Here is a 12,834-nt window from a genome sequence, read left to right as displayed (position 1 = left end):
AAAAACAGGATGAGGCATGACGTTATGAGACTTTTATGGTCGCGCTGGGCGCTTCTAGATAGTACCCTTGCAAATAGCGGGCGCCCACACTCCACGCCACCGACATCGTCGCGGCATCCTCGATATATGGCATGAGCACGTCAGCATGGACCTCAGAGGTACGCACAATCAAAGACTTAACCGTATTTAGATTATCCGCAGAATTGATGTCTTGGATATAGCTTCGCGCCAAACGCACCATATCTGGCTGCACAAAGCTGGCAAGTTCGATAGACTTAGCAGATGAGCCAAAGTTATTGATACCTAATTGACAGCTGACTTGTGTCAACGCCGAAAACTGGGTTTTGGCGACGGTCAGATAGTCTAAGATATCTTTTTCATTAAACTGCAGTGTCAATACTCCAGCAGCACCGCCGACCGCCTTGATCAACTGACTGGCCACATTTGGCAGTTTTTTGTCGACCAGCGACGCCCCAGTGAGCTGCACCAACAGTCTGGCCTCAGGATGGGTCTTACGGACTTCGTTTATTTTTTTGCAGGCATTGATTAGTACCCAGCGATCGATTTTTTCTAATAAATTATGCGTCTTGGCGACAGCCATGAACTGATCAGGGGTGAGTACGGTATTGTCAGCATCTGCCAACGGTAAGCGCAGATACACCTCAAAAAAGTCGCTACGGTCTTCGTTGATGTCATATATAGGCTGAAATGACAGATCAAAACGATTGTTGGTAATGGCATCGACCAAAGATTCAGCCAGTGCATGATCATCACTATTGGCATGCTCACTTGGGTCATACAAATGGTAGGTCCCGCCATGATTGGAGGTCTCTATCATGATTTGATTGATGGCATCGATAGCACGCTCGAGCAGTACATTGGGCGCTGCAGCATTTTTCTCTATCTTCACGATACCAATACTGACGGTGGTACTGGTGGTACGCTTATCGACTTCGATAAACATCTCACTAATGCGTGTGACAATGTGCTGTGCCAAATCTTTTAGCTCGCTGGCGCTTTTGTCTTCGACAAGCACCGTAAACACCGTATCACTAAAGCGGCTCACATGCCCGTCTTCTATCAGCTCATCTAACATATAGGCGACTTGCTTGACTGTCGCATCGACCCCTTGTAGGCCCAAACTGCTTTTTATTTTACCCACATTATCGAGCTGAATATACAAAAGCCCTGCTGTCAGTAGCCCTTGTCGTGCTTGCTCATACACCAGTGCCATTTGTTTTTCAAAACCATGGCGATTGTCGATACCGGTTAGCTTGTCTTTACGCTCAGCCTCCGCTAAGCGCTTGGCCACCTCAGCGCTGTTATTGGTGTTTTGCTGAATGATAACTTGGGTGACAGGCTCACCGTCCAAGGTGGCTGAGGCAAGCTGTAGTTTGGCCTCAAAGGTGCTACCATCTGTACGTTTGCTTTCAAACTCAAACTCCACCTCTTGTCGATTGCCTTTGTCAAACTGCCGCAAAAACTGTTTAAAGCCTTTGACACTATCCCCGCCTGAAATCAAATCAACGACTGGCACGCCGATGGCATCGTTCATGGTTTTAAAGCCAAAAAGCTGCAGATAGGGGTCGTTGGCAAATATATGGATGCCTTGATCGATATAGGCGACCGCGCTTTTGGAGTTTTTAATCAAGACGTTCGCGCGTTGCTCCGCCTCAGAGATGACATGGCGTAGCGTCTTTAGCTCACGGCGGCTGCGCAAGTTGTCATGTTGCAAGCAAATAGCCATCACCACTGCCATCTCTTGCTCGGCTTTGAGCGCCTTGACCATTGTACCGCTGACGATAGCTGGCAAGCCGTCGTCATTTTGTGCGGTGGCTGCCGCCTCATCATGAAACAGACAAATCATCGGCAAATCAATACTTTGCTCTTGCACGATGCCCACCACTTCGGTGAAGTTCATATCATAAGCACTGCCAAACACCAATACATCCCATGGCTGACGCAACAGCCTTAGCAGCTCTTCTTTATCGTCCAAAAACCCCAAATTCACACTGTCATAATAAGCGCTCAATAACTGCACAAGTTGCTCAGCATAGAGCTGATCATCATTGATGACTAACAGGTTTAGGATAGACTGAGTGCGCATAAATGGCCTTTTAATCTTATGATCATACGATCGTATTTTATCAGTGATGTTTGATACCTGAGCTTGCTTGCTCAGTGCTTGGTCAGCAGATTGGGTGTCGCATCAATAGAGTAACAATTTGTGCCATTATAGACAATAACTGCACCCCCTGCAGGCGAGTTTCATTAGCGGGGGTTCGCGCAGTATGTTTTGGTACTTATCCATGATTCAAATGCAAAAACACAAACTTTATCGTGTCTACTACAGGCCTGATAAAGCTTGCCTCAAATTAAACAATAGTACTGGTAGTCAAACTATAAGCGTAGCACTTCATATTGGCTAAACTCATCAGTCATTAATAAGCGTCGCCCCAAACGTAACGGCGTCTGCTGCTGATTGATACGCATGATGACCCGATCATCAACCTGAAAATGGGCGGTTGGGACAATGAGGCTTGCCACAGTTTGAAGCTGCTCGTCTTTCCCCATGATAAAAGCTGGCACAAAGTGCCGGTCACGCGTGTCATCACCATCGACACGTAGACCGCAAGCCGCTGGATTGTGTCCGAGTACCTGCCACTCAATCTCTGGCGTAGCGCCATCGGCATTGACCCAGCGAGTCAGCCCTATCGAGCAATCAAGGGCAGTCGCGGTCTCAGCACGACATAACAAAAAAAGCCTCATGATCTGTAATGGCACCGGCGCGGCCACGCGCTCATCACGGGTTTTATGACTGGTGTCATGTTGGATACCTGCATCTATAGGTAGAGGACTCAAATCGAGCTGCCCAGTCCGCATCGGTGGTTGACGATCTGGTGGCATGCTCGCAGGCTCAGCGCGCAGTCGTAAGATACGAAACAACGATAAGGTATCATCGCCATCAAATGTCTCAGCGTTCAGCCGCGTATGAGTGTTGATGGGCAACTGATGGGTATCATAATGAGGCCGGTGTGCCTCTGGCAGCTCGTTTGCTACAATCAATCTGGTGAGGCTGCAGCCCTGACTGACTCGGTAATGCATGTCGTTAAACCCGCTAATCACCACAGCGTCTTGCTTTGAGCTATACTTGGTGGGCAACGTCAGCTGAGGCTGTAGATAGCGATACGTGAGCGTCATGATTACTTTATTGAGCAGCGCGCACGCCACCGCCTCCCGGCCCTCTCTTATCAATGCCTGCCTGCGTGCCTGCAGATAGGTAATCATCGGTGTCAGCTCTATAAATAAGCACTCATACCGATCCTCATAAGGATTGATGCATGAATGAGCCGTCAAGTAAGTGGGCGGCTGACTGTCTTTTAAATTGACAAACACTCGGGTTTCACTCTCAGGCTCTATGGTGGCGAGCAGATGCTCGGCCCACTCAGGTAATAATCGCTGCACCAACAAGATATTAGGGCGACGCATGGCACGTACGTTCAATAAGCTGTGCAAACATAGCTGACAGTACAGACGGTGAATGCTGTCTGCGCGCTGAGTGAGCGTATGAGCGCTCAGATTCATCAACGTGAGGCGCTGCTGATGAGCAAGATAATACAGCTGATTGATCTTAGGCCATAAGTACGATGACGGCTTTTGGTAGCAGAGCGCCGCCTCGCCTAAGAGCTTTTGATACATCAGTAGTGACTGATAGATAGCAAGGGCGAGCACGGCTGACGCGCGCTTTTCATGGTGAAAATAACGCTGCCAACCGTTTTTTGTAGCAGAGTTAGCAGGATGGATGGAGCTTGTCATCTCACGCTGTATGACACCATCATAGATCATGATAATCAAATAATATAGCGACCGAACTTGAGCCACGTACGCCATCTGCGCCTCACTAAAGGCAGTAGTCTCATAAATATAGTGTTGGCGCAGCGCCACAATCAATTGCTCGGCGGCCTCGATGACACAAGCGGTGAGCTTAAGGCGCTGCTCATCCTCCATATCCGCTGCCTGCAAGACCTTCAAAATCTCTTCTAGCCGCTCAGCTTGCGCCTCATGTGTCTGTGACGGCAGACCGGTCAATAGTGTCTGTAAATAGCGCGCTTCACTATCAACTGAACGCCTTGCTGTCGTTGACTGCAGTTTTGTAGCAGACAAATACTCTTGAAACGTCGATAGGGTGATCATCCAGATTCCTAATAACTTTTAATCCTAATAACTTTTCGTGATATCGAATAGTTTGGCAGCAAAGCCGTTTTGTCAGACAGGCAAGAAAAGCTGATGCCAGTTGCACGTTAATATCAGCGTATCGATTTTACTTCGCATGACTATACCTTAATACCATCCTTACCCGCACGCTGGATAAATCCTTTACCAAGCGTCACTATTGATATTGCTTGTTTGGTAGTCAGCAGCTCGCCCACTCTTTATTAGTCATTCTTTGTTTACTAATTTTTAATATAGCATATTTTGCATATCAAACATCATGGTAAATGTTAACTGGCACTTTAAAGGGCTTATTCGGTAATTCTCTGACCAGTTTGGGTACCAGATACCCTGGCAAAGCCGCCAGCAGCGACCAGTATAGCCTTACAGCGCTGTGCTCATCACTATCAAAATGGGCCGCACCGGCCACTTTATCCAAAACGTGTAAATAATACGGCAGCACACCGGCGGCAAACAGGTGCTGACTGAGCTGCGTCTGTATCACCACACTATCATTGATGCCTTTTAACAACACCGCTTGGTTGAGTAACGTAATGCCAGCGGCTCTTGCACGCTGTAGATACTCCGCCGTCAGCGTGTCAATCTCATTGGCATGATTACAGTGGATGACCATCACAATTTGACAGCGGCTTTGGGCCAGCCTATCTAATAGCGGCGCATCCAAACGCGCAGGAATCACAAGCGGTAAGCGCGTATGCAGACGAATGGTGGTCAGCTGCGGGATAGCTTCAAGCGTGTCCAGCCATGCAAACAGCCGCCTATTGGTCACATTTAGGGGATCACCGCCACTTAAGATAACCTCATTGATTTCAGGGTGCGCTGTGATATAGTCAATGATATGTGCTTTGGCATCGGCGGTGGGCATGTTGGCACTATAATCAAAGTGCTGACGAAAGCAGTAGCGGCAATGAATCGCACAAGCCCCCGTGATGGTCAGCAGCACTCTTGATTGGTATTTGTGCAGCAGGCCTTTGATAGGGTTTTGGTCGTTTTCCGCTAGTGGGTCCGCCACGTAGCCTGTGACCTTGATTTGCTCTTGCTGATCGGGCAAGACTTGTTTGAGCAGCGGGTCCTCGCGGTCACCGACTTTCATTTTTGCAACAAAAGCACGTGGCACACGCAGCGCAAAGTGTTTCGGCACATAGACCTCTGTGCGTAGCGTCTCGAGCTTTAGGATGCTAAGCAATTCATCCACGGATGTAATGGCTTCGGATAATTGCGTTTGCCAGTTTTTTTGTGTGATTAAATGGTTTATCATGACAGCCTATTACCTGTGCCCAAAAGCCGCTATTATACGCCCTTAGTGTCTACCCTATCAAAGTATCCCGCCTAGCCTATTTTGCTAAGTGCGACAGACACAAGTGATGGTATAAGCTTTGGCGCAATAAGCCCTGCAATCACCAACACATAGCATAGTGATACCCCCTACCTACAAACCCTTAGGAGTCTCTTGTGGCAAGTTTTTCTACCAATGAATTTAAAGCAGGTCTAAAAGTCATGCTGGATGGCAATCCTTGTGCCATTCTCGAAAACGAATTTGTCAAACCGGGTAAAGGTCAAGCCTTTAACCGCGTCAAACTGCGTAACCTTCGTAGTGGCAAAGTACTTGAGCAAACGTTTAAATCAGGCGAAAGCTTGGAAGCCGCTGACGTACTAGACACTGAAATGAACTATCTATACAACGACGGTGAGTTTTGGCACTTTATGCATCCAGAAACCTTTGAGCAGCTACAAGCCGACAAAGCGGCCGTTGGTGATGCGCCAAAATGGCTAAAGGACAACAGTAATGAGCTTTGTGTCATTACTTTGTTTAATGGTGTACCCTTATCCGTCACGCCGCCAAACTTTGTCGAATTGCAAATCACAGAGACTGATCCTGGCGTACGCGGCGATACCTCAGGCGGCGGCGGCAAACCTGCCACGCTAGAGACTGGCGCGGTTGTACGTGTACCATTATTTGTCCAGCAGGGCGAAGTGGTCCGTGTGGATACCCGTACTGGCGACTACCAGACCCGTGTCAACTAGTCGACACTTACTATTTATTGATTATTACTGAGTACAAAAAAAGCTTAACCTTTATGATAAGGGTTAAGCTTTTTTATTGCCCCGCTATTCTTGATTGGATGACTGCTGAATCAGCCAATACTGCACCAGCGCATTGAGCTGCTCTTGTTTAAAGGGTTTGGTGCAATAATCCTGCATCCCAACCTTGAGATATTTTTCACGCTCGCCATCCATCGCGTTGGCCGTCAAAGCGATGATCGGCGGCAAAGACTGCGGATCATAGAGCTCGTGTAGCTTGATGGTGGCCTGTACCCCGTCCAAAATCGGCATATGATGATCCATCAAAATTAGATCATAGCTATCAGGCGATACGGCAAATATCTCAAGCGCTTGCTGTCCATCCGTGACGTGGGTGACGACATGCCCACTGTTGGTCAAGGTTTTTTTGGCAATAATGGCGTTTACCGCATCGTCTTCGACCAGCAAGATATGACCTGCCCGCTCATGACTTGGCTCATCTGTGATGAGCTCATTGGCGTTCTGCCAAGTTTCATATTTGGCAGCATCGATGGTTGGCAGCGGTAGCAGGACGCTAAACGTCGTGCCAACGCCCACTTCGCTATCGACATTGATTTCACCGCCCATCAAGTCTACCAACGACTTACAGACAGATAGCCCAAGCCCTGTACCGCCATAAAGCCGGTGCGTCGACTTATCCGCTTGATCATAGGCATCAAATATCGCCTCTAACGACTCAGGCTTGATGCCCACGCCCGTGTCTGTCACCTCGATACATACGGTCATATAGTCAGCAGACACCGCCGTATCATCGGCAGTATGGTCAGGGTGGTCGGTGTCGTCGGCACAGTGGCAGTTGGGCACGTGCTTGACCGCGATACTCACCCGCCCCCCTTCACGGGTAAACTTGATGGCATTATTGACCAGATTGGCGATGATTTGTTTGAGCCGTATCGGATCGCCTTGTACATAAGGCGATAGCGATTCAGTATAGTGATAATCTAATATCAGCCCGCGCTGACGTGCCTTTATCGCAAAGAGGCTCACCACCTCGTTGCATAACGTGGAGAGATTGAGCGGAATGGAGTCAATGGTCATTTTGCCAGACTCAACTTTTGATAGGTCCAAAATCCCATTGATAATCGCCATCAAATGCTCATTGGACACCTTGATATTGTCCACGTATTCTTGTTGCTCGTCACTAAGCTCCGTCTCGCTTAGCATCTCCACCATACCGATGATGCCATTCATCGGTGTCCGTATCTCGTGGCTCATATTGGCCAAAAAATCCGACTTCATCTCATTGGCATGCTTGGCATCGCGCTGCTTGTCCTGTAGCTGTAACGCATCTGCTGCGATCATGGCAAACTGCGCCAGTACCTTGGCTTGCGGCTCATCAAAGTCGTCGTGCGGCTTGGTATCCATCAGGCACAAAGAGCCCAAGCGAAAGCTTTTATGATCCTCGTGTAAGATAATGGGCGCCCCTGCATAAAACCGTAAATGCGGTGACTCGGTAATCAAAGGGTTTTGGCTAAAGCGGCTGTCCTTTGATAAGTCCGCCACCACAAAAACGTCATTGGAGAGCACCGTATAATTACAGATTGCCACTTCACGTGAGGTTCGGCATACCTCACCTAAGCCATGGGCAGACTTGAGATATTGCGTCTCCTCGTCCATAAAGGTGATGGTGACAATCGGCATGCCAAAAAAAGACTTGGCAAGCTCTACCAAACGCTTAAATGCAGGCTCATCATTGTCATTGAGCACTTGATACTTTCTTAGCTTGTTGATACGCGCAGCTTCATCGACTGCGACCGGATAGCTGAGCGTTGGCAAGTTGGTTGTAGACAAGATGGACTCCATTTAATAATCTCAGACGGTTGGCATTACGCTGTCTGCTTTATCAATAATTGTAACGCTTCGCTCACCATGACCATGGCCACCACTGAGGTGACGACGACGGCTGAGCCATAACCACCACAATGCAAGCCCCCTGTTTGACAGCTTTTATCTACCCGTGGCGGCTCTGTAGAGTAGACACATTTGATACCAAACTTATCTTTTAGCTCGCGATTGATGCCTTTTTCGTGCCGGAGCTTGTTGCGTAGCTTGGCCAGTAGCGGGTCTTGATAGCTCTCACGCAAGTCACTCACTCGAATTTGGCTTGGATCTATCTTACCACCAGCGCCCCCAGCACAGACCAGTTTTAATTTGTTAAAACGGCAGTGCAACGCGATGGCCAGTTTGGCATTCATATCGTCCACACAGTCGAGCACCACCATCGGCTTGCCCTGCTGGGCGGCTGTTTTGGCCGCATCGCGACTGGGCAATAACCCTGCGACATTCTCTACTGTCAAAAAATCATCGACCAAGTTTACGGTGATTTTTGGGTTGATCTCCTGCAGGCGTGTGGCCATCGCTGCAATTTTACTTTGACCAAAGGTGCTGTCTAGTGCCGGTAATTGACGGTTGACATTGGAGGCGACCAACACGTCCAAATCTATCAAGGTAATGGTGCCGACCGCGGTTCGAGCCAGCGCCTCTGCTGCCCAAGAGCCGACACCGCCCACCCCGATGACATAGACGTGAGCGGCGGCAAAGGTGTCTGCCGCTGCTGCGCCATAAAGCGTCTTGGTGCCCTGAAAGCGGCGCTCATACTGCCCATCTTCGGCTTGCATCGCCAAAGGCGCGTTGCTCACCGCTTCATTTATTTGCTCAAAACTTTTTGTATCACTTATCACAGGTTCAACGCTCTTTTAAATTGAAATGACTTGTCTACATGATGCTTGATTTTCTACTCCCATTATACGGGATAAGGCCAACGCGTTTGTAAAGCATCATTGCTGTTTTGCCATAATTGTTTGGCAAGCTCGTCGATGGGTATCTCGAGCAGCTCACTGAGACTCGCCAGCACCCATGGCAAATTGGCCGGTACGTTCCTATTGTGAGCGCATCCCGCAGTAGACGGCGCGCCCCACTCATCATCTGGAGACTGGCCTAATGCCGATGCGCTGTCGCCTGCCGTCTGACACATGATGGGTGTCATATCAGGGCAATCCGTCTCTAACACCAAGCAGCTGATGCCATGCGCGTTTACCGCCGCACTAATCGCACGGCGCAGTTTTTTGGCATTGGGATTGGTGACTTGCCCCGTCACTCCCAGCTTAAAACCGAGTTTGACAAAAGCCTTGGCTTCTTGCTCGCCGCCACTAAAGCTATGGGCGATACCACCGAGCTGCTGCGCGTCGTAATCGTGCGCTTTTAAAATAGCCAGTGCTTCTGCATGTGCCTTACGGATATGCAGCATCACAGGCAACTGATGCGCCACTGCCATGTCTAGCTGTGCGCAAAAAAACTGCCGCTGCTTGGCAAACACGGCAGGGACTTTCATGGCATCTGTAAACGTATCTAGTCCAATCTCACCAATAGCAATAGGACGCTTTTGCCCCAATATCTGAGCCATATCCGCCAAGTGCTGGTCAGTATGCTGCTCAATATAAAAAGGATGCAAACCTAACGCAATATGCGTGACAGGTATAGGCGGGCGGTCACGATTGTCCCAGTCTTTGTCTTGAATTGCATCAGTCGCCGTGAGTGCGTGCTTGGTCTCATACATACGCTCGAAATGACGCGCCAAATACCCCACCAGTACCAAATGACGTACCCCTCGCTCATAGGCTTGTTGCGCAAGGGTTGTGCGGTCATGATCAAATACAGGCGCATCAAAGTGTGTGTGCGTATCGATGAGCGGGTAGATAGTAGATATCCTCTCATGGTCATGGCTAAGGGTTGATGAGTCGCTAGCAGTCATAATGCTCACTCCACGGCACGTATTGGGTTTCTGGCAGCTATCTTTACCTTGGTTTTTTTGCATCGCCGCTTGATTAGGGCGTGTCATGAGTGGTCTGCGCAGCACTCATGGCAGCTCGTGGCAGACTGTCGGCTACTACGCCGAGGAGTCAGTAACAAAGCCGCCGCGGTTAACCCCAAGGCCAGCCATTTTTTTGTTGTCTGTTTATGGTCTTTATGCTTGTTGTCTTTATGCTTGGTCATTTTGATACTCTAACATGGTAGCTACTCTTGATATTTGCCTAGTTTTTTTGGCAATTGATACCAACAATCTCTCATTGCCCATTATTATACGGCGATATCAAGTGTGCTATGTGTATCTGTGTTATGAATGCGCAAGCTAATGTACGATGTCATGTGCGTGATTACATCATCAATCCGGCCCCATAAGCGCGTTCGCTTTATGCCGGATTGATGATATGAATTAAAAAATTGGTGAATTAAAAACCAGCCACTATCAGCCATCAGCGCTTTAACGGATAGGTGGTGATACCGCTACTTGGTCTGTCTACTTTTGTAAAGCCTTGCGGCGCCGCAGTTGGGGTCTGATCGCGCTTGGGTACGAGAGGATTAAGCGGCATCAGCTCATAGTCGGCGCTGACATTGCCATTCCAGCCTTCTGTACCGCTCAGGGGCAACTGTTTGATTGTGCCGTTTTTATCAATGACCAGCTGTAGCACGCGCATCTGATTGTATTTACGCTCAGTGACACTGGCGACCGCACCGCCATCACGTAAGATGGTGGGCTGCAAAAATATGATTAGGTTGCTTTTTTGAGTGCTGTCGTTGTCTGAGCGAAACAACCGACCAATCACAGGAACATTGCCTAGCCCTGGGACTTTTTGTTGGCGGGTGGTGGTGTTGTCACGCATCAGGCCACCTAAGGCGATGGTCTGCTGATCGTCTGCCAAAATCGTGGTATTAATCAGGCTTTTATTGGTAATCAGTCCGCTCGCGTTGCCAGTACTGCCAGGCACCACCGATGAAACCTCTTGTGAGACCTCAAGACGTACCGTGCCATTGTCACCGATATGCGGAATGACATTGAGATTGATACCGATGTCCTGACGATCAATGGTCTGAAAAGGGTTGGTCGAGGAGTTACCACTGGTCGTATAAGAACCTGTGACAAAAGGTACGTTTTGCCCGACCAAGATACTGGCTTTTTCGTTGTCCAACGTCAAGATAGAAGGCATCGACAGCAGATTGGCACTGGTCGTCGAGTCAAGCGCTTGTAAGATTGCGCCATAAAACTGAGTGTTGCCTTGGCTGTCTTTGCTGCTATCACCGATACCGACCAACGCGCCTGCTATCGAGCCAGCAGCGGCGCTGATACTCGACCCACCTGCTAAAGCGGCGGCAGCAAGCGAGGTGGCACTAGCGCCTACGTTATTGAAGTTGACCACGCCGTAGCCGCTATTGGCATTGCCCAGCGCCCACTGTACGCCAAGCTGGGTGGCATCATCGCCTGAGACTTCGACGATCGCTGCCTGAATCAACACTTGCGCGCGGCGACTGTCTAGCTGGTTGACGGCATCTTCGATCTCAAACATCAGCTCAGGGGCGGCGTTGACGATGACAGCGTTTTGGGTTTCATCAGCGATGATACTAAAGGGTCGACCATTTGCACTAGCGCTGCCAACACCAGCGCCTGCAGAAGACAACGCCGATGCAGCCGTACTATTCGTACTGGTATCGTTGGCAGCACTGCTCAGTCCTGCCCCGGCACTACTGGCGTCGTTTAGGGAGGCAGATTCCAAAGTAGAGGTCGCCCCTGCACTATTGATCGACTGATTGGCCAGCAGTCCGCGTAGCATCTCTGCAATATGACTGGCACTGGCATACTTTAGACGAAAGACCCGTAAGCCGCTAAGACGCCTGCTAGGCGTGGTATCTAGTTGATTGACCATCTCTTGTACTTTGGCAATCATCTCAGGGCTACCCTTGACCAATAGCCTATCGCTGGCACTATCAGCAATCACCTTCAGCTGATTACTACCGCCTTGTGCTTGCCCGCTGCCTGCACTAGAGACCAATGCGCTGATCAGCTCCATCATACGCTCAGAATCGACATGGCGTAACGGTATCACGCTTAAGCTATCATTGACATTGCTGTCCAAGTCGCGGATGAGCGCCGTCAGCTGATTGAGGCTATCGGCGCGATCAGACAACACCAGCGCATTGACACCAGGTACCGCAGCAGCATGGGCAGACTGCGGCATCAGGGGCCGAATGACGCCCAATACTTCTGCCGCCTGAGTATTGGTCAGATAAATCACGCGTGTGGCCAAGGACTCACCGACACTATCTCCGCGCAAATCGACGGCGACGCCAGATTGCTTGGCGACATTATCAGGCACCAGCTTGACCGTCGTACCAGAATCAATCGCGGCAATGCCATTGACCTGCATCACACTCAAAAACAGCTGGTAAATCTCATCACGTGATAAGGCTTTGTTTGAAATCACCGTTACATTGCCATTGATACGCGGGTCGAGGACGAAATTTTGATTGGTGATGGTCGCCACTTCATTGATAAACGCCTTGATATCAGCGTCTTGTAAGTTGACCTTCCAGCTCTCAGCACTCGCAAGCCCTGTACTGGCAGCCCATAGCGGTATCGCCAGACATAAAGGACGACACATACGCATCAGACGCTGCATAATACGCTGCAAAGGCGTGACTGAAAATTTGTGAGAACTGACCATATTGATAATTACCTGCAGTGAT

The 12,834-nt window shown here is 49.5% G+C and carries 8 protein-coding genes; 1 reads left to right on the top strand and 7 read right to left on the bottom strand.

What is annotated here, in order from left to right; all coding sequences use genetic code 11:
• Positions 1–22 precede the first annotated feature (22 nt).
• The 3 genes from J3491_RS02850 to epmB form a co-directional block, all read right to left on the bottom strand.
• Positions 23–2,107, bottom strand: coding sequence for an EAL domain-containing protein (locus tag J3491_RS02850; RefSeq protein WP_207969140.1), 2,085 nt, complete (start codon positions 2,105–2,107; stop codon positions 23–25).
• A 293-nt stretch (positions 2,108–2,400) separates the two neighbouring features.
• Positions 2,401–4,194 (bottom strand): hypothetical protein, encoded by a 1,794-nt coding sequence (locus tag J3491_RS02845; RefSeq protein WP_207969139.1) that lies wholly within the window; start codon positions 4,192–4,194, stop codon positions 2,401–2,403.
• A gap of 289 nt (positions 4,195–4,483) precedes the next feature.
• Positions 4,484–5,491: an EF-P beta-lysylation protein EpmB gene (epmB, locus tag J3491_RS02840; RefSeq protein ID WP_207969138.1), complete on the bottom strand. Its 1,008-nt coding sequence runs from the start codon at positions 5,489–5,491 to the stop codon at positions 4,484–4,486.
• 194 nt (positions 5,492–5,685) lie between these two features.
• Between epmB and efp the strand changes: the two genes are divergently transcribed.
• A complete protein-coding gene (gene efp, locus J3491_RS02835; RefSeq protein ID WP_075100517.1) occupies positions 5,686–6,258 on the top strand; it encodes an elongation factor P in 573 nt (190 codons plus the stop codon).
• An 84-nt stretch (positions 6,259–6,342) separates the two neighbouring features.
• On the opposite strand, the gene J3491_RS02830 is transcribed toward efp, so the two are convergent.
• The 4 genes from J3491_RS02830 to gspD all read right to left on the bottom strand — a co-directional run bounded on the left by J3491_RS02830 (position 6,343) and on the right by gspD (position 12,812).
• Positions 6,343–8,106 (bottom strand): GAF domain-containing hybrid sensor histidine kinase/response regulator, encoded by a 1,764-nt coding sequence (locus J3491_RS02830; protein WP_243456055.1) that lies wholly within the window; start codon positions 8,104–8,106, stop codon positions 6,343–6,345.
• A gap of 35 nt (positions 8,107–8,141) precedes the next feature.
• Entirely contained in the window at positions 8,142–8,933 is a 792-nt protein-coding gene (locus J3491_RS02825) for a tRNA threonylcarbamoyladenosine dehydratase (protein WP_083608485.1), read from the bottom strand.
• A 125-nt stretch (positions 8,934–9,058) separates the two neighbouring features.
• Complete coding sequence (locus tag J3491_RS02820) at positions 9,059–10,066, bottom strand: TatD family hydrolase (protein WP_207969208.1); 1,008 nt, start codon at positions 10,064–10,066, stop codon at positions 9,059–9,061.
• 502 nt (positions 10,067–10,568) lie between these two features.
• The gene (gene gspD / locus J3491_RS02815; protein WP_207969136.1) at positions 10,569–12,812 is read right to left on the bottom strand and encodes a type II secretion system secretin GspD; all 2,244 of its coding nucleotides are present in this window, start codon (positions 12,810–12,812) and stop codon (positions 10,569–10,571) included.
• Positions 12,813–12,834: the final 22 nt, after the last annotated feature.

The organism is Psychrobacter halodurans (genome assembly GCF_017498075.1).
Classification (GTDB): Bacteria; Pseudomonadota; Gammaproteobacteria; order Pseudomonadales; family Moraxellaceae; genus Psychrobacter; species Psychrobacter celer.
The sequence above is the reverse complement of the archived record's forward strand: the minus strand, read 5'-3'. Positions and strand labels throughout refer to the sequence as shown.